We start from the raw sequence: 23,649 nt of genomic DNA, 5'->3' as shown, positions 1-23,649 counted from the left end.
CGCACTGCCACCCCGCTAGTTTGACTTATCGCGGTAAGGGGGCGGGGGCGAAATGACGCTGCACGAGCTGTACCTGGCGCTGCTGATCGGCGGTCTGGTGCTGCTGGCGAGCATCGTCGGCACCCGGGTGGCCACCCGGGTCGGCTTCCCGGCCCTGCTGTTCTTCCTACTGGTCGGCGTGGTGCTCGGTGAGGACGGGCTCGGCCTGCAGTTCGACAGCGTCGAGGCAGCGCGCAACATCTGCACCGCCGCCCTGGCGGTGATCCTCGTCGAGGGCGGGTTGACCACCCGATTCGCCGATATCCGAAGGGTGTTGGCACCCGCCGGTGCGCTGGCCACGGTCGGGGTGGTGGTCAGCACGGCGCTCACGGCGGCAGGCGCCCATTTCCTGCTCGGCTTCGACTGGCAGCTGGCATTGCTGCTCGGCGCGATCGTGTCCTCCACCGATGCGGCCGCGGTCTTCTCCGTACTGCGGGTGCTACCGCTGCCCCGCAGGCTGGCCGGGTTGTTGGAGGCCGAGTCCGGATTCAACGATGCCCCGGCGGTGATCTTGGTGCTGATGTTCAGCGTCGTGCCGTTCGTCTTCGAACCGGCGGGCACCTTGTGGGAGATCGTCTTCGAACTCGTCGCCGGCGCGGCGATCGGCCTGGTCACCGGATTCGTCGGTGCACTGACCCTGCGCCGTATGGCGTTGCCGGCGTCCGGGCTGTACCCGATCGCCACCTTCGGATTGGGCGTGGTGGCCTTCGCCGCCGCGGGCAGTGTGCACGCCAGTGGTTTCCTGGCCGCCTACCTGGCCGCGGTCGTGCTGGCCAATTCCGGCCTGCCACATCGGACGACGACGCGGTCCTTCGCCGAGGGCCTTGGCTGGCTGGCCCAGATCGGGCTGTTCGTGCTGCTGGGTCTGCTGGTCGATCCCAGCGAGCTGGGCCGGGATCTGTTGCCCGCCATCGTCATCGGTCTGGTGCTGTTGCTGGTGGCCCGACCGGTCTCGGTGGCGGCGTCGCTGGTCGGCTTCGGTATCCCGCTTCGCGAGCAGCTCTTCCTGTCCTGGGCGGGGCTGCGCGGTGCCGTCCCGATCGTGCTGGCGACGTTCCCGATCGTGGCAGGGGTGTCTGGCAGCTCGCGGTTGCTGAACATCGTGTTCGTCCTGGTGGTGATCTTCACCCTGATCCAGGCGCCCAGCCTGCACCTGGTCGCCCGGCTGTTGGGGCTCACCGACTCCGGCGCCACCCGTGAGATCCAGGTCGAGGCGGCGCCCCTGGATGTCCTGAACGCGGAGCTGCTGACGATGACGGTGCAGTCACCATCGCGTCTGCACAATGTCAGCATCCTGGAACTGCGGTTGCCCGATCCCGCCGTGATCACCCTGATCATCAGAGACGGCAACACCTTTGTGCCGCTTCCGGACACCCGCATCGCCACCGGTGACGAACTGCTGATCGTGACCACCGCGAAGATGCGGGCCGCCGCCGAGGCCCGGCTGCGCGCCGTCAGCCGCCGGGGCAAGCTGGCTCATTGGTTCGACGAGTACGGCGACCCCTAGTGGATCGCCGGATCGGCGACCGCCGGCTGTTGGGTGTCAATTACGTCCACCGACGGCGCGTCGGGTGGCCGAAATGCGCCTGTGCATGGTCAGCTTGAGTCGATGACCGCCACGCCCGCTCTTCAACTGTCCGCCGCCGCCGCGGTGGCCGGTGCCGCGCTGCTGGTGTTCTCGGGTCCGGCCGGTGCCGCCCCCGAATCCGACGACCAGGGTTACCTCGGTTCGTTCGCCCGCTGCGCTTCCCCCGACACCGCGGTGATCTTCGGCGCCACCGACACCTCTCGGGTGGCCATCTGCGCCGATCCCGACGGTGGCTTCGAATACCGCGGCGTCCGGGTGCGTGACGGTGCCCGACTGGTGCTGTCGGCCACCCGCTCCGGCACCGGGTACGTGGCCTTCAACGAGGGACAGTCCTACACCGTGACGCCGGAATCGCTGGTGTTCAGCGTCGGCGACGATGTCATCCGGGAAGAGCCACTGATCGACGTGCACGAACCCGGCACCTCGGGCAGCTCGTCGTCCACGTCCACCTCCACGTCCACGTCCACTTCCACGTCGTCGGCCCCGACGTCCTCCACACCGACGTCGTCAGCCCCCACCACCACGGCGACCACCCGGCCCACGACGACGGTCACGGTGACCACCCCGCTGCCGCCACCGGGACCCGCGGAGGTCGGCGGGCAACTAGGTGAGATTTTCAGCGGGTCGTGACGACTGCAGCATCCGCTGCGCACAGTCCAGCAGTATCCGGTGCAGGTCCGCATCGGCGATGTCCTGCAGGCGCGGCTCGGCGGTGCTGCCGAAGATGCCCGATGTGATCATCCCGATGGTCACCCGGGTTTCGGCGTCATGGGTGGTACCGATCAGCAACTCGCGCAGACTGTCGGTGATCTCCTCGAACTCGCGGTGCGACTGCACCAGCGTCAACACAGCAGGGTCGCCGTAGAACATCGATCCGATGCGGCGGTGCCGGACGGCGAGTTCGACGAACCCGCTGATCGCGGCGTCGCGCCGGGATTCCGCCGACGAGATCGACTCGGCGATGCGGACCAGGCGCTCCATATCGTCGAACACCGGGCGCACCACCGCGAGCACGATGTCGTCCTTGGTCTGGAACTGGTAGTAGATCGCGGCTTTCCGGACGCCGAGGTGATCGGCGATCATCTGCAGCGAGGTCCCGTTGACGCCCCGCTCGGCGAAGAGGTGCAGCGCGGCCTCGATGACCCGCTCGCGCGCGAACCCGCGCTGCGATACCGGCTTGGCCACTGGGCACCTCCTCCTTTCCCTGACGCCTTGTTTCCCGGACACCTTGGCATGTCGCGTCCAGCGTCGCGGCAGATGAGTAGCGCTCGTCACATTTTCTAGCCGTGCGACTTGTAGAAGCTTAGCCGCATGGCTAACCTGACCGCAGTCGGACAAGGCTACTCTGACCGGCGTCCGGGCGTGGGCCCCACGCGGTATGAAAGGTCACAGAGCGAATGGCATCTCAGCAGTGAACGTGCTGAAGAAGATCTGGATCCCGCTGGTGATCCTCGCGGTGGTGTTCGTCAGTACGTTCACGGTGATGCGGGTGCGGACGTTCTTCGGCACCGGGCCGGGATATGTGTCCACCGAGAACAGCGCCGCCGACGACTCCGAGCCGTTCGATCCCAAGGTCGTCAAGTACGAGGTCTGGGGCGAGCCGGGCGCCACGGCCAACGTCAACTACATGGACCTGGACGCCAAGCCGGTGCGCGCGGACAACGTCACGCTGCCCTGGGAGATCACGCTGAGCACCACCGCGCCGTCGGTGTTCCCGACCATCTCTGGCCAAGGTGACGGCAGCACCCTGTCCTGCCGGATCACCGTCGACGACGAGGTCAAGGACGAGCGTACGGTCAACGGTGTCGGCGCGCACACCTACTGCCTGGTGAAGTCCGCATGACCATGACCGACGGCGGTGCCGAACCCCGCACCGACGCCATCCCGGTCGCGAAGGCCCACCGCGGTGACGGTATCGCCAGGTGGATCCGGACCCTGGCTCTGCCGATCATCATCATCTGGGCGGTGCTGATCGGGCTGCTGAACGTGGCGGTACCCCAGCTCGAAGAAGTCGGCCAGATGCGGTCGGTGTCGATGAGCCCGTCGAATGCCCCGTCGGTGATCGCCGTCAAACGGGTCGGCACCGTCTTCGACGAGTTCACCTCGGACAGTTCGATCATGATCGTGCTGGAGGCCGATCGTCAGCTCGACGAGGCCGATCGCGACTTCTACAAGGAGATGATCGGCAAGCTCGAGGCCGACCCCGAGCACGTCCAGCACGTCCAGGACTTCTGGGGCGACCCGCTGACCGCGGCCGGCGCCCAGAGCGGCGACGGCAAAGCCACCTATGTGCAGGTCTACACCGCGGGCAACCAGGGTGAGGCGCTGGCCAACGAGTCCATCGAGAAGGTCCAGGACATCGTCTACGGGATGCAGCCGCCGCCTGGGCTGAAGGTGTTCGTCACCGGCCCGGCGGCGTTGGCCGCCGACCAGCAGATCGCGGCCGACCGCAGCCTCAAGGTGATCGAGGGGCTGACGTTCCTGGTCATCATCGTGATGCTGCTGTTGATCTACCGGTCGTTCGTCACCACGATCGTCACCCTGGTCATGGTGGTGATGTGTCTGCTCGCCGCGCGCGGGGTCGTCGCCTTCCTCGGGTACCACGAGATCATCGGCCTGTCGGTCTTCGCGACGGGCCTGTTGGTGACGCTGGCGATCGCCGCGTCGACGGACTACGCGATATTCCTGCTCGGCCGGTACCAAGAGGCCCGCGCCGAGGGTGAGGACCGAGAAGCCGCCTACTTCACGATGTTCCACGGCACCGCCCACGTCGTCATGGGATCGGGTCTGACCATCGCGGGCGCCACGTTCTGCCTGCACTTCACGAACATGCCGTACTTCGTCACCCTGGGTATCCCGCTGGCGATCGGCATGATCGTGGTGGTGCTGGCCGCGCTGACCCTGGGTCCGGCGATCGTCAGCATCGCCTCGCGGTTCGGCAAGACCCTGGAACCCAAGCGCGCCATGCGCACCCGCGGCTGGCGCAAGATCGGTGCCGCCATCGTGCGCTGGCCCGGCCCGATCCTGGTCAGCGCCATCGCCATCACGATGGTCGGTCTGCTGGCATTGCCCGGCTACCAGACCAACTACAACGACCGGAACTACCTGCCGACGGACCTGCCCGCCCAAGAGGGTTACGCAGCCGCCGAGCGGCACTTCTCGCAAGCGCGGATGAATCCCGAACTGCTGCTGGTGGAAAGCGATCACGATCTGCGTAACTCGGCGGATTTCCTGGTGATCGACAAGATCGCCAAGGCCATCTTCCGCACCGAGGGCGTCGGACGCGTGCAGGCGATCACCCGCCCGCAGGGCACGCCGATCGAGCACACCTCGATCCCGTTCCAGATCAGCATGCAGGGTACGACTCAGAAAATGAACGAGAAGTACCAGCAGGACATGATGGCCAACATGCTCAAGCAGGCCGATGACATGCAGACCACCATCACGAGCATGGAGAAGATGAACTCCATCACCGTGCAGATGGCGCAGACCACGGCGTCGATGGTGGCCAAGATGAAGAACATGTCGCTCGACATCGCCGAATTGCGGGACAACATCGCCAATTTCGACGATTTCTTCCGGCCCATGCGCAATTACTTCTACTGGGAACCGCACTGCTTCAACATCCCGGGCTGCTGGGCCATCCGGTCGATCTTCGACACCCTCGACGGTATCGACGTGATGACCGACAACTTCGAAGAGATCATCCCGGACATGGAGCGTCTCAACGAGCTGATGCCCCAGATGGTCGTCCTCATGCCGCAGATGATCGCGACGATGAAGAACATGCAGCGCTACATGCTGACCATGTACCAGACCCAAAAGGGCATCCAGGATCAGATGTCGGCGATGCAGGACAACTCGTCGGCGATGGGTGAGGCCTTCGACGCCGCCCAGAACGATGACTCGTTCTATCTCCCGCCGGAGACCTTCGAGAACGAAGACTTCAAACGCGGGATGAAGAACTTCCTGTCCCCGGACGGGCATGCGGTGCGCTTCATCATCAGCCACGACGGTGACCCACTGAGTCCCGCCGGGATCGCCCGTATCGATGCGATCAAGAACGCCGCCAAGGAGGCGATCAAGGGCACCCCGCTGGAGGGCTCCAAGATCTACCTCGGCGGCACCGCCGCCACGTACAAGGACATGCAGGACGGCGCGAACTGGGATCTCATCATCGCCGGGATCGCCTCGATCGCCCTGATCTTCATCATCATGCTGCTCATCACCCGCAGTGTGGTGGCCGCCGCCGTGATCGTCGGCACCGTCGTCATCTCACTGGGTTCGGCATTCGGGATCTCGGTGCTGATCTGGCAGCACATCATCGGTATCCCGCTGCACTGGATGGTGCTGCCGATGGCGGTCATCATCCTGCTAGCGGTGGGCGCCGACTACAACCTGTTACTGGTGGCCCGGCTCAAGGAGGAGATCCACGCCGGCCTGAACACCGGGATCATCCGCGCCATGGGCGGCAGCGGTTCGGTGGTGACGGCCGCGGGTCTGGTGTTCGCCTTCACGATGATCTCGATGGCGGTCAGCGAATTGACCGTGATGGGTCAGGTCGGCACTACGATCGGTCTGGGTCTGCTGTTCGACACCCTGGTGATCCGGGCCTTCATGACACCCTCGATCGCGGCGCTGTTGGGTAAGTGGTTCTGGTGGCCCCAGCAGGTCCGCCGACGGCCGCTGCCGTCCCCGTGGCCCACGCCGCCGACAGAACCGGTGTCGGCCGGCGCACCGGAGAAGTAAGGAGTCCGTGATGGCGACGACGAGATTCACCGCGGTGGTGGCCGCAGCACTGGCGGCGGGTTCCCTGGCGTTGGCCGCGCCCGCGCAGGCCGATCCGGACAGCGACTTCGCCAAGGAACTACACACCTACGGCATCTACGGGCAGAAGGACTTCAACGCCTGGATCGGCAAGATCGCCTGCAAACGTCTCGATCGCGGTGTCGATGCCACCGCACGCGACTCGGCGAAGTTCGTCTCCGATCAATTGGCGCGTGGCACCAGCACCGAACAGACCTACCAATTCCTCGGCGCCGCGATGAACTATTACTGCCCCGACAAGCGCGTCCTGCTCACCCAGTAAGGGAGACAACGATGATGAAGAAGCTGACACTGGCCGCGCTGGCCGCCGCGGCGGCACTGACGCTCGCACCGGTCGCCTCCGCCGATGCCACCGACGAGTACCCGATTCCCAGCAAGATCCTCAAGACCCCGTGCACCGCCGAGCAGATCTTGGCCGCCACCCGCGACACCAACCCGGTCTACTACGAGCGCTACATGATCGACTACAACAACAAGTCCCCCGAGGTGCACCGCGCCGTCCAGGACCGCATCCACTGGTTCTTCGCCATGGATTACGCGGGCCGCCGGCAGTACTCGGAGGACACGGCCACCAACGCCTTCTACGAGCAGCTGGCCTGGAATTGGCCGAACTGGGCCAAGATCTTCTTCAACAACAAGGGCGTCGTCGCGGCGTCGACCGCGGTCTGCCAGAACTACCCGCCCGACGATATGTCGGTCTGGGTCTGGTGACCTGCGCCTGAGCGGATAGATTGGCGGCCGTGGTTCTCCCCACGAGCAGACGCGTATACCCCTGAAAGTCTGCCTGTTTGGGGGTATACGCGTCTGCTCGCCGAGGGAGGGGAGCGGTCAGGACAGGTGATGTACCTCCTGCAGCCCGTACACCGGCGTCGGCAGCCCCTCGTACCGGGCCTTGAGCTGGAGCGCCAGATACAGCGAATAGTGCCGCGACTGATGCAGATTGCCGCCGTGGAACCACAGGTTGGGCTGCTGGGTGGGCTTCCACATGTTGCGCTGCTCGCCCTCCCACGGTCCCGGGTCCTTGGTGGTATCGCTGCCCAGGCCCCACACCTTGCCCACCTTGTCGGCGACGTCCTGGCCGATCAGGTCGGCCGCCCAGCCGTTCATCGAGCCGTACCCGGTGGCGTAGACCACCACATCGGCCGGTAATTCGGTGCCATCGGCCAGGATCACCGAGTCCGCGGTCAGCCGTTCCACGTCGCCGTGGGCGAGTTTGATGCTGCCGTCGGCGACCAGATCGCAGGCGCCGACGTCGATGTAGTAGCCCGACCCGCGCCGCAGATACTTCATGAACAGACCGGAACCATCGTCGCCCCAGTCCAATTCGAACCCGGCCGCCTCCAGCCGCTCGTAGAACTCCTTGTCGCGCTGGCGCATCTGGTCGTACAGCGGGATCTGGAACTGGTGCATGATCCGGTACGGCAGCGACGCGAATGTGAGGTCGGCCTTCTCGGTGGTCATCCCGTCGGCCAGCGCCTGCTCGGAATACAGTGCGCCCAAACCGATCTCCATCAGCGAGTCCGATTTGACGATATGCGTGGAGGATCGCTGCACCATGGTGACGTCGACACCGTTCTCGAACAGCGCCTTGCAGATATCGTGTGCGGAGTTGTTCGAGCCGATCACCACGGCCTTCTTGCCGACGTAGGCGTCGGGACCGGGATGTGCCGAGGAGTGGTGCTGATCGCCGCGGAACTCGTCCTGGCCGGGGAACACCGGCACATTCGGCTTACCGGACATGCCGGTGGCCAGCACCAGCTGGGTGGGATGCAGGGTGAGCCGCTCGCCGTCGCGGTCGACCTCCACCGTCCAGGTCTGGGACTCGTCGTCGAAGGTGGCGGACAGGCAGCTCGTCTTCGACCAGTACGGCACCTCCATGACCCTGGTGTAGAACTCCAGCCAGTCACCGATCTTGTCCTTCGGCGCGAACACCGGCCAGTTCTGCGGGAAGGGCAGGTAGGGCAGGTGGTCGTACCAGACCGGATCGTGCAGGCACAGCGACTTGTAGCGCTTGCGCCACTGGTCGCCAGGCCGCTCGTGCTTGTCGACCACGATCGCCGGCACCCCGAGTTGACGTAGCCGCGCGCCGAGCGCGATACCGCCCTGGCCACCGCCGATCACCAGCGTGTAGGGCTGAACGGTGCGGCCCAGCTCGGCGTCCTCGGCGGCCTTGCGCTCGGCCCAGGACCGCGGATCGGGATCGCTGCCGTGGACCGCGCCCATGACACGGCGCGTTCCCTTGGGTTCCTCGTGTCCCTTGAGCTCCTGCAGCGCGGTCAGGAGCGTCCAGGCGCGGTCGGTGCCGTCCTCGTCACGCAGCCGCAGATGGCCGATGCCCCGGCCGGCGGCGGTCTCGAACTCGATGAACGCGGTGACGACGCCGTCATCCTCGGTGGGTGTCTCGCGGGTGCGCCACCCCGCCGGATCGGTGCCGGCGAGGCGTTCGGTCAGCATGGCGGCGATGCTCTCGCGACCCTCGAGCGTCTTCAGGTTCCAGGTGAAGGACACCAGGTCACGCCAGAAGCTGTCGACGGCGAACAACCCCACGGCGTGATCGGTATCGCGGGTGGCCAGCGCGGTCTCGAATTCGGAGAGCCAGGCGTCCACCCGGTCCTGCGGTGAGCGGACGGGGGCGGGCGCATCAATCATCTGAGTCATGTGCGCCAGCTCACACCCGTGGCTCGCGGCGGCGCAAGACCTGCAACCCCCTGCAACCCTTTCGGCTGTGCGCCAGCTCACATAGGAATGTGAGCATGAAAGCAGCTGTGTATTACGGACCCAACAAAGTGGATGTCACCGACGTCCCCGAACCGGAGCCCGGGCCGGGAACGGTGAAGGTGCAGGTCGGCTACAACGGCATCTGCGGCACCGACCTGCACGAGTACTACGCGGGCCCCATCTTCGTGCCGACCGAACCGCATCCGTTGACCGGTGCGCAACTGCCCATCGTGATGGGCCACGAGTTCTCCGGGACCATCACCGCGCTCGGCGAGGGGGTCACCGGGTGGGCCGAGGGCGACCGGGTCGCCATCGAGCCGATCTACCGCTGCGGACGGTGCGGACCATGTCTGGCCGGCACCTACAACATCTGCGCACAGATCGGATTTCACGGTCTGATGTCCGACGGTGGGATGGCCGAGTACACGGTGGTGCCGACCGACATGCTGCACAAGCTGCCCGACAATGTCTCGCTCGAACTCGGCGCCCTGGTCGAACCGATGTCGGTGGCCTATCACGCCGCCACCCTCGGCGATCCCGACCCCGACCGCACCGCCATGGTGTTCGGTGCCGGACCGATCGGTATCGGCCTCTGGTTCGCGCTGCGCGGCAAAGGCATCGAGGATGTGTTCGTCGTCGAACCCTCGGCGACGAGACGGTCGGCCATCGAGGCGCTCGGTGCCCGCACGCTGGATCCGACGGCACTGGACGTCCCGGGCTTCATCGCCGATCACACCGACGGGCATGGCGCGGGCGCGGTATACGACGCCGCCGGTGTCGCACCGGCGGTCGAGACCGCCCTGGCATGCGTCGGGGCGCGCAAGGCGATGGTCAGCGTCGCGATCTACGAGAAGCCGCTGACCACCCCGCTGCTGAACCTGGTGATGAACGAATCCCGGATCCAGGGCTCATTGTGTTACACCGCAGCCGATTTCCAGGCCGTCATCGGTCTGATGGCCGAGGGCGCCTACGACACCACCGGCTGGGTGACCGCCATCGGCCTCGACGATGTCATCGACGAGGGCTTCGAGGCCCTGCATGCCGGAACCAAGATGAAAGTACTGGTGCAACCATGACGCAGACGGACACGACACGAACGATCCCCGCCCCGCTGCTGGGCGAGGTGGCCTTGGTGACCGGTGCGGGCCGCGGCATCGGCCGCGGTATCGCCCATGAGTTGGCCGGCCAGGGTGCCGATATCGCGCTGGTCGATATCCATCCGGACGCGCTGGCCCAGGTCGCCGAGGAGATCGCCGAAATCGGTTCCAAAGTGACCACATTCGTCGCCGACATCTCGGACCGTGATGCGGTGTTCGCCGCCGTCGAGCATGCCGCCGCGGCCCTCGGCGGATTCGACATCATGGTCAACAACGCCGGTATCGCGCTGGTCGGGCCGATCGCCGAGGTGACCCCCGAGCAGCTGTCGCGGTTGTGGGCCATCAATGTCGACGGTGTGCTGTGGGGTATTCAGGCCGCCGTCGCCAAGTTCATCGCGCTCGGAAACAAAGAGCGCGGCAAGATCAGCCGGATCATCAATGCGTCCAGCATCGCCGGGCACGAGGGTTTTGCGATGCTCGGACCCTACAGCGCGACGAAGTTCGCGGTGCGGGCGCTCACCCAGGCTGCGGCCAAGGAGCACGCAGCCGACGGCATCACCGTCAACGCGTACTGCCCAGGGGTGGTCGGCACCGATATGTGGGTCGAGATCGACAAGCGGTTCGCCGAACTGACCGGTGCAAAGGAGGGGGAGACCTTCGAGAAGTTCTCCGCCACCATCGCCCTGGGGCGGCCGGAAACCCCGGAGGACGTCGCCGGATTCGTCGCCTACCTGGCCGGACCCGGTGCGGCCTACATGACAGGTCAGGCCGGGTTGATCGACGGAGGCATGGTCTACCGGTGACCCGCGCGTGACAGCCCGTGTGACGGGGAGCACAATCGAACGAGTGGCAGGCGCCTCGAACCCCGAGCCCGCGGTCGCCGTCGGTGACGACCCGCGTCGCTACGCCATGCTGCTCTCCGAGGTCTACGACGCGACGATGGCGGGCGGGCGATCGCCGGCCAAGCCGCGTCCGGTGATTGCCGATTCCTGGAACCGGTTGCTGGACAGCGGGATCGACCCCGAGCGTCACGACCCCCCGGATATCGACCGCAGTGGATTGGATCTGCTGCGCCAGTCCTCCGGGCTGGTGACGGTTCTGGAGGACATCACCCGCGGGTTGGAATCGGTGATCGCCGACGGCAGCAACATCCTGGTGGTCGCCGACGCTCGCGGCCGGGTGTTGTGGCGCTCAGGGACACCGCGGGTGCTCGGCAACGCCGACCGGCTGGGGTTCGTGGAGGGTGCCGACTGGGGCGAGTCGGCGGTCGGCACCAACGCCATCGGCACCGCCCTGGTGTCGCGGCGTGCGGTGCAGATCTTCTCCGCCGAGCACTTCCTGCGCAGTCACCACGCGTGGACCTGCGCGGGTGCGCCGATCCGGGATCCGCGCACCGGGCATGTGATCGGCGCTGTCGACGTGTCCGGCCCGGCCTCGACGGTGCACCCCACCACGATCGCGCTGGTGGACCTGGTGGCGCGGCTGGCCGAATCGCAGCTGCGGGAGGCGCACGCCCGTACGCTGGACCGGCTGCGGGCGGTGGCGGCCCCGATGCTGGCCCGGCTGGGCGAGCCGGCGCTGGCCGTCGATCCGGAAGGGTGGGTGGCCGCGGTCGACTCGATGCCGCCGCACAACCGGATCATGTTGCCGCAGAAGGCCGGACCGGGTAGAGCGTGGATACCGGCGCTGGGGGCGTGTGAGCTGGAGCCGCTGTCGGGCGGGTGGTTGGTGCGCCCGGTCTCCGATGCGGCCCACGACGAGGGCGCAGCCGCCGCCGAGTTGACGCTGGACCTGCGCCAACAGCCGGTGCTGGAACTGGCCGGGCCGTCCGGGGCGTGGCGGCAGGACATCTCGCCCCGGCACGCGGAGATCCTGCTGGTGCTCGCCGTTCATCGGGCGGGACGTACCGCGCCGGAGCTGGCGGCCGACCTCTACGGTGACCGGAGTCGGGTGGTGACGGTGCGGGCCGAGATGTCACGTCTGCGTAAGCAACTCGTCGGCATCATCGAGGCGCAGCCTTATCGGTTCGGTGACGGCATCGGGGTCCGGGTGCATCGGCCGGCGGACCCCGCGGCGTTGTTGCCGTCCTCGACCGCCCCGGCGGTGCGGCTGGCCAGGGGTCAGTCCGCGACGTAGGACGTCATCGACAGCGAGCCGTAGCTGTATCCGTCCACCAGCACCGAGGCCGGTCGGGCGCCGGCGATGCCTGCGAAGTACAGCATCGGGATGAAGTGATCGGGCGTCGGGACCGCGATCGGGTAGTCGGCGTGCTCACGCAACCGCAGTACCTCGGCCGGGTCGGTGGTGAGCAGCTCCCGCGCCGCGGTGTCGAACCGTGTCGCCCAGTCGAATCCGGTATCGGCAAATCCGGAGTCCATCAGGCGCAGGTTGTGCACGATGTTGCCGCTACCGAGCACCAGGACACCGGCGTCACGCAGCGGCGCCAGGCGCGCCCCGAGATTGAGGTGGTACTCCAGCGGCTGTTCGGCGTTGATCGACAGCTGGACCACGGGGATGTCCGCCTCGGGGAAGGCGTGTACCAGCACCGACCAGGCCCCGTGATCGATACCCCAGCTGTCCTCGTCGGCACCGACCCAGGTGGGTTGGACGATCGCGGAGATCTCGTCGACCAGATTGGGTAAACCCGGTGCGGGGTAACGGATGTCGTAGAGCTCGCGGGGGAAGCCGTAGAAATCATGGATGGTGCGCGGCCAGGACATCGTGGTGACGGCGGTGGCGTTGATGTACCAGTGCGCGCTGATGACGAGGATGGCCCGCGGGCGGGGGACCGACTGCCCGAATGCCCGCCACGAAGCGGTGTATCGGTTGTCGTCGACGGCGTTCATCGGGCTGCCGTGCCCGATGAACGCTGCGGGCATGGCGTTCATGAGTCGACGCTACCGCCGGATGCCTACGGCCGCTCGGGCGGTGTGACCGAGGTCTCGGAGGTAGGCCTTGCGGTACGTGAGCACCAAGTTAGGGTCGCCTTACCCATATCTGGAAGTGAGGTCTCGATGCGGAAGATCCGTGTGGCGGTCATCGGAGCCGGCCCGGCAGGTATCTATGCCTCCGACATTCTGACCAGCGAATACCCGGACGCCCGGGTCGATCTGTTCGACCGGTTGCCCGCCCCGTACGGGCTGGTCCGCTATGGCGTCGCCCCCGATCATCCGCGCATCAAGGAGATCATCAAGGCGCTGCGCAGAGTGCTCTCGCGTGACGAGATTCGGTTCATCGGCAACGTCCACTACGGCACCGATCTCTCGTTGGCGGACCTGCGCAGCCACTACGACGCCGTCATTTTCTCCACCGGAGCCCGCCACGACCGTCCGCTGGACATCCCGGGTATCGACCTACCGGGCAGTCACGGCGCCGCGGACTTCGTGTCCTGGTACGACGGGCATCCCGACGTGCCACGCGACTGGCCGCTGCAGGCCCGCGAGGTCGCGGTCCTCGGCGCGGGCAATGTGGCCCTCGATATCGCCAGGGTGCTGGCCAAACCTGCCGACGAACAACTCGGCACGGAGATCCCCGGTAATGTCTACGCCGGGCTCGCGCTCAACCAAGCCACCGACGTCCACGTCTTCGCCCGGCGCGGCCCGGCCCAGATCAAGTTCTCGCCCATGGAATTTCGTGAACTCTCGCACTCGCCGAGTGTCGACGTCATCGTGCACCCCGAGGGTTTCGAGATCGACGAGGCGAGCCAGAAGGCCATCAACTCGACCAAGGCGACCAAGCTCGTCGTCGACACCATGATGAAGTACATGGACCGGGAGCCGACCGGCGCCCCGCACCGCATCCACATCCATCTGTGCCAGGCTCCCGTCGCGGTACTGGGCACCGACCGGGTAGAGGTACTGCGCACCGAACGCACCGAACTCATCGGTGACGGCACGGTCCGTGGCACCGGCGAATTCACCGATTGGCCGGTGCAGGCCGTCTACCGTGCGGTGGGGTACATGTCCTCGCATCTGGCCGATCTGCCGTTCGATCACCACGCAGGCGTGATTCCCAACGATGCCGGCAGGGTGCTCGACGCCGACTGGATGGTGGTCGACGCCACCTATGTCACCGGATGGATCAAGCGCGGGCCGATCGGACTCATCGGGCATACGAAATCGGATGCGGCCGAGACGGTTTCCAGCCTGCTCGCCGATCTGCCCGCCATCGCCCCGCCCGAGGTCAGCGACCCCGACGCCATTCTGGAGGTCTTGGCGGGCCGAGGTGTGGACTACACCACCTGGGCCGAGTGGGAGCGCCTGGATGCCCATGAGATCGCCCTCGGCGCCGAGCAGGGCCGCGAACGCGTCAAGGTGGTGCCGCGCGAGGACATGATCGCGGCGGGGCGCGCCTGACTCACCCGCCCAGGTAGGCGTCCGCCCAGGCGCCGATGATCCGGCCGGCACGCTTGGCCTGGCCGGGACCGGTCAACAGATGCTCGGAGCCCTCCAGGGATACGAAGCTGCGCGGATGCCGGGCGGTCTGGAAGATATCGCTGGCGTTCTGGATGCCTACGGTGTTGTCGGTCGGGGAGTGCAGGATCAACAGCGGCAGCTTCAGGTCCCGGATCTTGTCGCGCAGATCGGCACGGCGGACATCCTCGACGAAGGCCCGCTTGAGGGTCAGTGTCTTGCCGCCGACCATCCATTGACCGCTGCCCTCGGCGAACACCTGCTCCAGGCAGGCGTCGTACTGATGCTCGACATGGGTGGGGTCGAACGGCGCACCCACCGTCACGACCGCCCGCACGCCCACGCAGTCGCGGGCCGCGGCGATCACCGCCGCACCGCCCCACGAATGCCCCACCAGCAGATCGGCCGGGGTGCCGCGGTCGGCCATGAACGCACACGCCCGGATGATGTCGTCGACCTTGCAGGTGAAGGACCCGTCACCCCAGTCGCCCGCCGAACCGCCCAGCCCGAGTGCGTCGAACCGCAGCATGCCGATGCCGTCGGCGGCCAGTTGTTTGCAGATCCGAGCCGCCGCCGGGGAGTCCTTACCCAGGGTGAACCCGTGCGAGAACACCCCCCAACCGCGTACCGGTCCCTCGGGCAGGTCGATGATCCCGGCCAGCTCCGGCCCCGTCGCGCTGGGGAAGATGCAGCGTTGCGCCATGGGTGGAGGTGTATCACGCGGGCACCGCGCCGTTTAGGGTGGCGGTCGTGCCGCTTCACACCATCGCACTCGAACTCGTCCCACCGAACGTGGAACGGGGTGCGCAGTACGCCGTCGACGAGGCGGCCAAGGTGCGGGCACTGTCCGCCGAATCGGGCGTGTCCCTCGGACACATCATGATCCCCGGAATGATCGACGAGGACGATGACCGTCCCGTCGAGATGAAACCCAAGATGGATGTGCTGGAGTACTGGTCGCTGATCCAGCCCGAACTGCCGCAGGCGCGCGGACTGTGCACCCAGGTGACGTCCTTCCTCGACGAGAGCGCCCTGCGCGGCCGGCTCACCGAACTGAACGCGGCACACTTCGACGGCATCGCCTTCGTGGGCGTGCCGCGCACCCTCAAAGACGGCGAGGGCGGCGGCGTCGCCCCCACCGATGCGCTGTCCACCTTCGCCTCGCTGGTGCCCAATCGCGGTGTCATCCTCATCCCGACCCGCGAGGGTGAGCAGGGACGGTTCACGTTCAAGCTGGACCAGGGCGCGACCTACGGTATGACCCAGCTGCTGTACTCGGATGCCATCGTGGGCTTCCTCACCGAGTTCGCCGCTTCCACCGACCACCGCCCCGAGATCCTGCTGTCCTTCGGGTTCGTGCCGCAGATGGAGTCCAAGGTCGGCCTGATCAACTGGCTGATCCAGGACCCCGGTAATGCGGCCGTGGCCGCCGAGCAGGAGTTCGTGACGCGTATCGCCGGGCTGGACCCGGCCGAGAAGCGCCGCGAGATGCTCGATCTGTACAAGCGGGTGATCGACGGCGTCGGCGCCCTCGGTTTCCCGCTCAGCGTGCACTTCGAGGCGGCCTACGGTCCGTCGCGGCCGGCCTTCGAGACCTTCGCCGCGATGCTCGACTACTGGTCGCCGGGCCGCTCCGGCTAGCCTCGTGTGAGTGTCCGACCCCGCCGTCCGTGAGCTGTACGCCCGTCTGGACGGTCTGACCTACCGCGACGCGTCCCGGTTGGGCCGCCGACTCAAGGGCCTGCGCGGTGACCCGCCGGAACAGTTGCTCGCCCAGTTCGCCGCGGCCGAGGCACTGGTGCACACCCGGGCGTCCGCGGTACCGCAGATCAGCTACCCGGATCTGCCCGTCTCCGACAGCCGCGACGAACTGGCGAAGGCGATCAGCGAGAACCAGGTGGTGGTGGTGGCCGGGGCCACCGGGTCGGGCAAGACGACCCAGTTGCCGAAGATCTGCCTGGAGCTCGGCCGTGGCATCCGCGGCACCATCGGGCACACCCAGCCCCGCCGGCTGGCCGCGCGCACAGTGGCCCAACGCATCGCCGACGAACTGGGCACCCCGCTCGGGTCAACGGTGGGCTACACGGTGCGATTCACCGATCAGGCCAGCGACTCCACGCTGATCAAGTTGATGACCGACGGCATCCTGCTCGCCGAGATCCAGCGCGACCGCCGGCTGCTGCGTTATGACACCCTGATCCTCGACGAGGCCCACGAGCGCAGCCTGAACATCGATTTCCTGCTCGGCTATCTGCGCGAGCTGTTACCGCGCCGTCCCGATCTGAAGGTCATCGTCACCTCGGCCACCATCGCGCCGGGACGCTTCGCCGAGCACTTCGCGATCGACGGGGTGGCCGCCCCCATCGTCGAGGTGTCGGGGCGGACGTATCCGGTGGAGATCAGATATCGGCCGCTGGAGGTGCCCGTGCGTGCTTCCGACGACGCCGACGACCCGGCGGATCCCGACGATCCCGACCACGAGATCGTGCGTACCGAATCCATGGTCGGCACCGCCGACGTGGTGCGGGACCCCACCGAGGCGATCGTGGACGCAGTCCGCGAGCTGGAGGCCGAACCGCCCGGCGATGTGCTGGTGTTCCTGTCCGGGGAACGCGAGATCCGCGATACTGCCGATTCTCTGAAGGATCTGCCCAACACCGAGGTGTTGCCGCTGTACGCCCGGTTGCCGACCGCCGAGCAGCAGAAGGTGTTCACCCCCGGTCGCTCGGGCCGTCGGATCGTGCTGGCCACCAACGTCGCCGAGACCTCGTTGACGGTCCCGGGTATCCGCTACGTGGTCGACCCGGGTACCGCACGTATCTCGCGCTACAGCCGGCGCACCAAGGTGCAGCGGCTGCCCATCGAGCCGATATCGCAGGCCTCGGCGGATCAGCGGGCGGGCCGGTCCGGCCGTACCGCGCCTGGTGTCTGCATCCGGCTGTATTCGGAGGCCGACTTCGCAGCACGGCCGCGCTATACCGATCCGGAGATCCTGCGCACCAACCTGGCCGCGGTGATCCTGCAGATGGCTGCGCTGAAACTCGGTGACGTGCAGGACTTTCCGTTTCTCGATCCGCCGGACGCGCGCAGCATCCGCGACGGTGTGCAGTTGCTGCAGGAGCTCGGCGCCTTCGACTCCTCGGGCGCGCTCACCGAAATCGGCCGCCGGTTGGCGAGGTTGCCGCTGGACCCGCGCATCGGCCGGATGATCCTGGCCGCCGACGACGAGAACTGCGTGCGCGAGGTGCTGGTGATCGCCGCCGCGCTGTCCATCCCCGACCCGCGTGAGCGTCCCGCGGACCGGGAAGAGGCGGCGCGGCAGAAGCATGCCCGCTTCGCCGACGAACACTCGGACTTCGTGTCCTACCTGAACCTGTGGCGGTACCTGCGCGAACAGCGAAAGGAGCGGTCCGGCAGTGCATTCCGCCGCATGTGCCGTGACGAGTTCCTGCACTACCTGCGCATCAGGGAATGGCAGGATCTGGCCGGACAGCTGCGCAGCATCGCCGGGGATCTGGGCATCCGCGAGGTGTCCGAGGATGCGGACCCGAGTCGTATCCACGCCGCATTGACCGCCGGGTTGTTGTCCCACATCGGATTACGCGAGGGTGACGGTCGTGACTACCAGGGGGCGCGCAACACCAAGTTCGTGTTGGCGCCGGGCTCGGTACTGACCCGCAAGCCCCCGCGCTGGATCGTGGTCGCCGACCTGGTCGAGACCAGCCGCCTGTTCGGCCGGACGGCGGCCCGCGTCGACCCCGACGCGATCGAAAGGGTTGCCGGGCACCTGGTGGCGCGCACCTACAGCGAACCGCACTGGGACGCCCGCCGCGGCGCGGTGATGGCCTTCGAACGCGTCACCCTGTACGGGTTGCCGCTGGTGCCGCGCAGATCCGTCGGATACGGCCAGATCGACCCGGAGGTCTCGCGCGACCTGTTCATCCGCCACGCCCTCGTCGAAGGTGACTGGCAGACCCGCCACCACTTCTTCCGGGACAACGCCCGCCTGCGCGCCGAACTCGAGGAGGTCGAGGAGCGGGCCCGGCGTCGCGACCTGCTGATCGGCGATGACGAACTGTTCGCCCTCTACGACGCCCGGATACCGCCGGAGGCGGTCTCGGCCAGGCACTTCGACGCCTGGTGGAAAAAGCAGCGGCACAAGACACCGGATCTGCTGACCTTCACCCGAGATGAATTGCTGCGCACCGAGCAGTCCGACGAGCATCCCGACACCTGGCGCACCGAGGATCTGGCACTTCCGCTGACCTATCGCTTCGAGCCGGGTGCGGCGGACGACGGTGTGACGGTGCATATCCCGGTCGAGGTGCTGACCCGCATCGGTGGTGACGGGTTCGCCTGGCAGGTGCCCGCATTGCGCGAGGAGCTGGTGACCGCGCTGATCAAGTCGCTGCCCAAGGATCTGCGCCGTAACTTCGTTCCGGCACCGGACACCGCCCGCGCCATCCTGGACGACCTGCACCCCGAGAACGGGTCTCTGTTGGCCGAGATCGCCAGGGAACTGCGCAGGCGCAGCGGGGTGGTGGTGCCGGTCGAGGCCTTCGACGTCGCCAAGGTGCCCGCGCATCTGCGGGTCACCTTCGCCGTGGAGACCGCCGAGGGTGCCGAGGTGGCGCGCGGCAAAGACCTTGCCGCGCTGCAGGATCGATTGGCGGCACCGGTGCAGCGGGCGGTCGCCCGCGCGGTGGCGGGCTCGTGGGAGCGCACCGGGCTGACCGGTTGGCCCGCGGATCTGGACGAGTTGCCGCGCAGCGTGGAGCAGGTCAGCGGCGGGCACACCGTGCGCGGGTTCCCGGCCTTCGTCGATACCGGGGCCGCCGTGGATGTGAAGGTCTTTGCGCTGGCGGCCGAGCAGGCCGCCGTGATGCGTCCGGGTCTGCGCCGGCTGGTGCGGCTGTCGGTGCCCTCGCCGGTCAAGGCGGTCGAGCGCGGACTGGACATGCGCGCCCGGTTGACGCTGAATACCAGCCCCGACGGCTCGCTGGCCGCGTTGCTCGACGATTGTGCCGATGCCGCGGTGGATGTGCTTGCCCGCGAGGTGGTCTGGACACGAGCAGATTTCGAGGCATTGACGGCGCAGGTCGGGAGGTCGTTGGCCGCCACGACGATGGAAGTCGCCCGGCGGGTGGACAAGGTGTTGGCCGCCGCTCACGAGGCGCAGGTGGCCATCCCCGATAGGCCCGCCGCTGCCCAGGTCGACGCCGTCGCCGATGTCCGCGCACAACTGGGTCGCCTGCTCCCCAAGGGTTTCGTGACGCTGACCGGCGTGACCAAACTGGCCGACCTGACCCGCTATCTGCTGGCGATCGGCAGGCGGATGGAACGGCTGCCGCACGGACTGGTGGCCGACCGGGAGCGGATGGACCGGGTACACGCCGTCGAGGACGCCTACGACGACCTGCTGCGCAGCCTCTCCCCGGCTCGCGCCGCCGGGCAGGATGTCGTCGATATCGGTTGGCAGATCGAGGAATTGCGGGTGAGTCTGTGGGCTCAACAGCTGGGTACCCCGCGGCCGGTCAGTGAACAGCGGATCTACAAGGCCATCGCGGCGATCCGGTAGCGGGCTACCGGGTATCGCGCCGAATATTTTAATTGTTGCGCATAACGCTATTCGCATTTGTGTTAATTCTTGCGTCGAATAGTTAAATTGAATTAACCGATATTGCTATCAAAACGTGTCGAATATGTGCACGGAATTTCAAATTCGACGGGTTATCTTTTCTGCGTTCCACCGCGGCGTTGCTTTCCGGCCACGCCGTAACCCTCACCTTTTGGGAGTAAGTAATGCGATCGAATACGTCCACGATGCTTCGCGTCGGTGCGGTAACCCCGATGGCGCTCGCTGCCGCCATGTGTTTCGCCGGAGTCGCGAACGCGGCCACCACCGTCAATTGGAGTTGCCAGGGCACGGTCCTCGGCGTTTCCCAGACCTCCAGCATGACCACGTCGGTCGACGGCGTCGCGCCGGGTTCGGTGACCGCGGGTTCTCCGGTCGCCATCACCCTCACGCCGGGTTCGTCGAGCGTGCCGTCGTCCGCCTCCGGCTTCACGGTGACGAATATCAGCAATCTGAAGATGATCATTCCGGTCCCGGCGAACTCGACATTCGTCTCCACCAGCACATCCGGTGGAACCGTGTCCGGTTCGGCGGCCCTGGTGGGGTCCGATGTGGTGCTCACCGTCCCCGGCCCGATCAGCGGTGGCAGCAGCTTCACACCGCCCGCGGTCACGATCAACGTCACGGCCAATGCTCCCGGAACGATCACCAGCAAGTACGCCGGCACCAGCTACTCCAGCCCCGGCATGACCATGACCACCCGGGTGTCACCCGGTATCAACGTTGCGACGTCGTGCTACCCGAATCCGTCGCCGACGCTCACGACCACCAACGTCACCTGATCGCTTGACCGCACAATTCTGCGGCTTTGCATGACGTGAATAGTTGTGCGATGACCCTCGGTCGGAAGAATTCCAGCCGAGGGTCATTGTCGTCCTTTCTCTGCGCGGGTCTATTTCGATGAGCTGAAACTCCCGTGCCTGCGGGACCGCACAAAAGTGGGCCCCGCTCGTTCAGGAGCGGGGCCCACGCGTCGTGGCGACGCGGTCGTTATGCCGCGGCGCCGGAGGACTCACTTGCCGACGTGCCACCGCCGGCCTCAGGGCCGCTGTTGCTGCCCGAGTTGCTGCTTTCCGAGCGATCCTCGCGGTTGGTCGACTGAGCGGAGTCGGTGGACTCGGTCGGCCTGCTGCTGCGGGCATTTCCGGTGCCGAGGTCGCTATCAGTGCTCTCAGCCGACGGAGACCGTAGATCCTGGTATCCGGATTCGCGCTCGGACTCGGACTCGGCCTCGGTGTCGGTGGGCTCTGCCGAGAGGGACTCGGTGAGGTCGGGTTCGGTGATCTCCGGCGCGGTGAGGTCGGGTTCGGTGACCTCCGGTTCTGCTGCCAGTGGCTCGGCGGGAGTGGTGCCGTCGATTGCAGGTTGCTCGGCGCCGGGTTCGACGGCGGCGGAGCCGTCGGTGTTTTCAGCGCTCGCCGTGCCCTCGGTGCGCAGGACCACCGTGGTCACGCTCGACTCGTCCGCAGGCAACGCCGACGGTCCCAGGTCTGCCGCCTTGGCTACCAGCGGTGCGGCCATTGCCGCCGCCGGCGGTACCGCCCCGAGCGCCTCGGCTATCGAGTTCATGGCTTTGATGGCCATGTCGATCAGTCCGTCGGGGCTCAGTAACCCCGCGTTGAAGCCGAATCCGTTGAAGAAGGCGCCGACCATCGCGCCGGGGATACCGAATGTGTCGTTGATCGCACCCAGCCAGTCTCCGGTTTGTACGGCGTTCAAGACGGATTGGAACTGGACTGCGGTGGCCTCGACGATGGCCGGAGGAATGGCGAGAGCGCCGAAGACCAGCCCAAGAGCGCCCTGTACCCCGGCCTCGACGGCATTCGCGAAGTTCTGTGCCATCGTGGAGGGAATTTCCAGCAGATTGATCAGCGGGAAGGCGCTGAAGAGTGCGTATCCCGCCACCGCTGAGTAGAGTGCGGGCAGACCATTGGTGATGTCACCGGCCATGATCTGATCCCAGGCGTTCTTCAGATTCATCGGCAGGCCGCTGGGGTTGTCGAAGCGCAGGTTGTCGATCAACGCGGTCACGGTCGATTGCAGAGCGGTGAACGTCTGCTCGCCATAACCGATTCCGTTCAGAATCAGCTGGCGCAGGATGGGTGCGGGATTGGCCAGGTAGGTCTGGGCGAGCGCACCGCCGTTGGCGATCGCGGTGTTGATGATCTGCAGCCATTGTTCGATCGGGTTGGTCGTCGCGCTGAGCGCAACCGTCGCTGTCGACACCGAACGCGCCAGTGGCTCCGCGATATCGGGCATCGGCTGAATGACCGGGGCGAGCGCTATCGCGCCGGCACCAGCTACCGCGATGCCGATTTTCAGACGTGGTTGTACGGTCGCGCTCATGCATTCTCCTGGTAATTGTCGGGCTAGGTAGCTGGAAGTTACCTGAGAAAATCGGCAGCAAGTATGGAATGGTGATTTCCCGAACATCAAGCGCATGGGGCAAAATCAAAGGGGAGAAAACTAGCAGGCTGAGATGGGTTCTGTGGCCTCACAGCAAATCCCTTATAAATGTTCGGTACTTACCGATAAACAACTAAATGCGCTTAATTAAGTAATGAAAGTATTTGCACGAAATTCCGCCCCGTGCTTTGTATTTTGGTCACGCCGAAAAGAGGGCGCCGTGCGGTGCTCGACCATGGCCACCCCGAGGGTGCGTCGCACGGGGGAGGGGATACCGCGGGTCGTGCGTCAGCGCGGTGCGTCCATGCGGACGTGTCAGTGTGGGTAGGGGTCCAACTCGCGCAGATGGTCGAGATGCTCTTGCTGGAGTGCGATGGTGCGATTGAGGAACTCGACGACGAAGGCGATCTCCCGCGCGTCGTAATCGCTGGCCAGCAGCTTTCCGCCACGGTCGAGTAGCGGGTGGAGGAGTTCGGAGATCCGGCGCGCTGCCAGGTCAGTGGCCAGCACGATGACGCGCCGCCGATCGGTGGGATGCAGCGACCGGCTGACATAGCCCATCTTCTCCAGTCGGTTGAGCACGATCGTGGTGCCCGCGGCGGTGAGGCCGAGCCTGTCGGCCAGTATTCCCGGGGTCATCGACTTCTCGCCGGCCAAGATGATGAGTTCGAGGGCCCGTCGATCCGTCTGGTTCACCCCGAGCACCCGAACCAGTTCGCGTGCCAAGTCGTCGATGGTCCCGAGGAGCGATTCCATGGTCGTCCTCAGGTCCGCGGAGATCCGCGTCAGTTCCGTTGCCATCGGACGAAAAGACCTCCCCCGGTGTGGTCTTGGCTCCATTCTTGCGGACGCCGGTCGCACAGCAGACATCCCGTGGACCGAGCCCTTGTTTTCGATCGTGACGGATTTTGACTATACCGATGTACC

At 66.4% G+C, this 23,649-nt stretch carries 20 protein-coding genes; 13 read left to right on the top strand and 7 right to left on the bottom strand.

The features are described from left to right. The first annotated feature begins 52 nt into the window (after positions 1-52). Positions 53-1,546, top strand: a complete 1,494-nt coding sequence (locus G154_RS21180) for a potassium/proton antiporter (RefSeq protein ID WP_019514289.1) — start codon at positions 53-55, stop codon at positions 1,544-1,546. Between the two features lie 102 nt (positions 1,547-1,648). Then, a complete protein-coding gene (locus G154_RS21175; protein ID WP_019514290.1) occupies positions 1,649-2,257 on the top strand; it encodes a hypothetical protein in 609 nt (202 codons plus the stop codon). Here G154_RS21175 and G154_RS21170 read toward each other — a convergent pair. Next, the gene (locus G154_RS21170; protein WP_019514291.1) at positions 2,231-2,812 is read right to left on the bottom strand and encodes a TetR/AcrR family transcriptional regulator; all 582 of its coding nucleotides are present in this window, start codon (positions 2,810-2,812) and stop codon (positions 2,231-2,233) included. The two genes, G154_RS21175 and G154_RS21170, sit on opposite strands and share 27 nt — an antisense overlap. A gap of 226 nt (positions 2,813-3,038) precedes the next feature. On the opposite strand from G154_RS21170, the gene G154_RS21165 reads away from it, so the two are divergent. From G154_RS21165 to G154_RS21150, 4 genes are read left to right on the top strand one after another with little or no spacing between them, the layout of a single operon-like run. After that, positions 3,039-3,470 carry an MmpS family transport accessory protein gene (locus G154_RS21165; RefSeq protein WP_019514292.1) on the top strand — a complete coding sequence of 144 codons (432 nt, stop codon included), beginning with the start codon at positions 3,039-3,041 and terminating at the stop codon, positions 3,468-3,470. Between the two features lie 2 nt (positions 3,471-3,472). Then, positions 3,473-6,376, top strand: coding sequence for an RND family transporter (locus G154_RS21160; RefSeq protein ID WP_023985034.1), 2,904 nt, complete (start codon positions 3,473-3,475; stop codon positions 6,374-6,376). A 10-nt stretch (positions 6,377-6,386) separates the two neighbouring features. Beyond that, on the top strand, positions 6,387-6,716 hold the full coding sequence (locus tag G154_RS21155; RefSeq protein ID WP_019514294.1) for a DUF732 domain-containing protein: 330 nt from the start codon (positions 6,387-6,389) through the stop codon (positions 6,714-6,716). A gap of 11 nt (positions 6,717-6,727) precedes the next feature. Then, positions 6,728-7,165 (top strand): DUF5078 domain-containing protein, encoded by a 438-nt coding sequence (locus G154_RS21150; RefSeq protein ID WP_023985033.1) that lies wholly within the window; start codon positions 6,728-6,730, stop codon positions 7,163-7,165. A gap of 117 nt (positions 7,166-7,282) precedes the next feature. Here G154_RS21150 and G154_RS21145 read toward each other — a convergent pair whose 3' ends face one another. Continuing rightward, positions 7,283-9,112: an NAD(P)/FAD-dependent oxidoreductase gene (locus G154_RS21145; RefSeq protein WP_023985032.1), complete on the bottom strand. Its 1,830-nt coding sequence runs from the start codon at positions 9,110-9,112 to the stop codon at positions 7,283-7,285. 95 nt (positions 9,113-9,207) lie between these two features. Here G154_RS21145 and G154_RS21140 point away from each other — a divergent pair, with 95 nt between their 5' ends. Genes G154_RS21140 through G154_RS21130 form a run of 3 tightly spaced genes read left to right on the top strand, consistent with a single transcriptional unit; the run spans position 9,208 to position 12,405 of the window. Further along, positions 9,208-10,248, top strand: coding sequence for a 2,3-butanediol dehydrogenase (locus tag G154_RS21140; protein WP_019514297.1), 1,041 nt, complete (start codon positions 9,208-9,210; stop codon positions 10,246-10,248). Next, entirely contained in the window at positions 10,245-11,072 is an 828-nt protein-coding gene (locus G154_RS21135) for an acetoin reductase (RefSeq protein WP_019514298.1), read from the top strand. Before G154_RS21140 ends, G154_RS21135 begins: the two co-directional genes overlap by 4 nt. Before the next feature lie 43 nt (positions 11,073-11,115). Further along, positions 11,116-12,405 (top strand): GAF domain-containing protein, encoded by a 1,290-nt coding sequence (locus G154_RS21130; RefSeq protein ID WP_019514299.1) that lies wholly within the window; start codon positions 11,116-11,118, stop codon positions 12,403-12,405. Here G154_RS21130 and ygiD read toward each other — a convergent pair. Further along, positions 12,390-13,157, bottom strand: coding sequence for a 4,5-DOPA dioxygenase extradiol (gene ygiD / locus G154_RS21125; RefSeq protein ID WP_019514300.1), 768 nt, complete (start codon positions 13,155-13,157; stop codon positions 12,390-12,392). The two genes, G154_RS21130 and ygiD, sit on opposite strands and share 16 nt — an antisense overlap. Positions 13,158-13,283: 126 nt before the next feature. Between ygiD and G154_RS21120 the strand changes: the two genes are divergently transcribed. After that, positions 13,284-14,624 carry an FAD-dependent oxidoreductase gene (locus G154_RS21120; RefSeq protein ID WP_019514301.1) on the top strand — a complete coding sequence of 447 codons (1,341 nt, stop codon included), beginning with the start codon at positions 13,284-13,286 and terminating at the stop codon, positions 14,622-14,624. 1 nt (position 14,625) lies between these two features. Here G154_RS21120 and G154_RS21115 read toward each other — a convergent pair whose 3' ends face one another. Then, positions 14,626-15,384, bottom strand: coding sequence for a S9 family peptidase (locus tag G154_RS21115; RefSeq protein ID WP_019514302.1), 759 nt, complete (start codon positions 15,382-15,384; stop codon positions 14,626-14,628). A 47-nt stretch (positions 15,385-15,431) separates the two neighbouring features. Here G154_RS21115 and G154_RS21110 point away from each other — a divergent pair, with 47 nt between their 5' ends. Together G154_RS21110 and hrpA are read left to right on the top strand one after the other, a co-directional pair. After that, a complete protein-coding gene (locus G154_RS21110; RefSeq protein WP_023985029.1) occupies positions 15,432-16,322 on the top strand; it encodes a mycobacterial-type methylenetetrahydrofolate reductase in 891 nt (296 codons plus the stop codon). A gap of 10 nt (positions 16,323-16,332) precedes the next feature. Beyond that, on the top strand, positions 16,333-20,259 hold the full coding sequence (gene hrpA / locus G154_RS21105) for an ATP-dependent RNA helicase HrpA (RefSeq protein ID WP_019514304.1): 3,927 nt from the start codon (positions 16,333-16,335) through the stop codon (positions 20,257-20,259). Positions 20,260-20,341: 82 nt separating this feature from the next. Here the strand turns inward: hrpA and G154_RS26860 are convergent, their stop codons facing one another. Then, a complete protein-coding gene (locus G154_RS26860) occupies positions 20,342-20,782 on the bottom strand; it encodes a hypothetical protein (RefSeq protein ID WP_131701324.1) in 441 nt (146 codons plus the stop codon). Here G154_RS26860 and G154_RS26855 point away from each other — a divergent pair. After that, a complete protein-coding gene (locus G154_RS26855; protein WP_131701323.1) occupies positions 20,775-21,098 on the top strand; it encodes a hypothetical protein in 324 nt (107 codons plus the stop codon). The genes G154_RS26860 and G154_RS26855 overlap by 8 nt on opposite strands. Before the next feature lie 208 nt (positions 21,099-21,306). Here G154_RS26855 and G154_RS21095 read toward each other — a convergent pair whose 3' ends face one another. Further along, positions 21,307-22,662 carry a hypothetical protein gene (locus tag G154_RS21095; protein ID WP_019514306.1) on the bottom strand — a complete coding sequence of 452 codons (1,356 nt, stop codon included), beginning with the start codon at positions 22,660-22,662 and terminating at the stop codon, positions 21,307-21,309. A 375-nt stretch (positions 22,663-23,037) separates the two neighbouring features. Then, positions 23,038-23,523, bottom strand: coding sequence for a MarR family winged helix-turn-helix transcriptional regulator (locus tag G154_RS21090; RefSeq protein WP_019514307.1), 486 nt, complete (start codon positions 23,521-23,523; stop codon positions 23,038-23,040). Positions 23,524-23,649 lie beyond the last annotated feature (126 nt).

The sequence above is a fragment of the Mycobacterium sp. VKM Ac-1816D genome, assembly GCF_000416385.1.
Lineage (GTDB): Bacteria > Actinomycetota > Actinomycetes > Mycobacteriales > Mycobacteriaceae > Mycobacterium > Mycobacterium neoaurum_A.
This window is presented reverse-complemented; position numbering and strand designations above follow the sequence as displayed.

Coding starts and splice junctions, on each gene's coding strand:
- G154_RS21180 (WP_019514289.1), top strand. CDS start 53: ATGACGCTGCACGAGCTGTACCTGGCGCTGCTGATCGGCGGTCTGGTG.
- G154_RS21175 (WP_019514290.1), top strand. CDS start 1,649: ATGACCGCCACGCCCGCTCTTCAACTGTCCGCCGCCGCCGCGGTGGCC.
- G154_RS21160 (WP_023985034.1), top strand. CDS start 3,473: ATGACCGACGGCGGTGCCGAACCCCGCACCGACGCCATCCCGGTCGCG.
- G154_RS21155 (WP_019514294.1), top strand. CDS start 6,387: ATGGCGACGACGAGATTCACCGCGGTGGTGGCCGCAGCACTGGCGGCG.
- G154_RS21150 (WP_023985033.1), top strand. CDS start 6,728: ATGATGAAGAAGCTGACACTGGCCGCGCTGGCCGCCGCGGCGGCACTG.
- G154_RS21145 (WP_023985032.1), bottom strand. CDS start 9,112: ATGACTCAGATGATTGATGCGCCCGCCCCCGTCCGCTCACCGCAGGAC.
- G154_RS21140 (WP_019514297.1), top strand. CDS start 9,208: ATGAAAGCAGCTGTGTATTACGGACCCAACAAAGTGGATGTCACCGAC.
- G154_RS21135 (WP_019514298.1), top strand. CDS start 10,245: ATGACGCAGACGGACACGACACGAACGATCCCCGCCCCGCTGCTGGGC.
- ygiD (WP_019514300.1), bottom strand. CDS start 13,157: ATGAACGCCATGCCCGCAGCGTTCATCGGGCACGGCAGCCCGATGAAC.
- G154_RS21120 (WP_019514301.1), top strand. CDS start 13,284: ATGCGGAAGATCCGTGTGGCGGTCATCGGAGCCGGCCCGGCAGGTATC.
- G154_RS21115 (WP_019514302.1), bottom strand. CDS start 15,384: ATGGCGCAACGCTGCATCTTCCCCAGCGCGACGGGGCCGGAGCTGGCC.
- G154_RS26855 (WP_131701323.1), top strand. CDS start 20,775: ATGATCATTCCGGTCCCGGCGAACTCGACATTCGTCTCCACCAGCACA.
- G154_RS26860 (WP_131701324.1), bottom strand. CDS start 20,782: ATGATCATCTTCAGATTGCTGATATTCGTCACCGTGAAGCCGGAGGCG.
- G154_RS21095 (WP_019514306.1), bottom strand. CDS start 22,662: ATGAGCGCGACCGTACAACCACGTCTGAAAATCGGCATCGCGGTAGCT.
- G154_RS21090 (WP_019514307.1), bottom strand. CDS start 23,523: ATGGCAACGGAACTGACGCGGATCTCCGCGGACCTGAGGACGACCATG.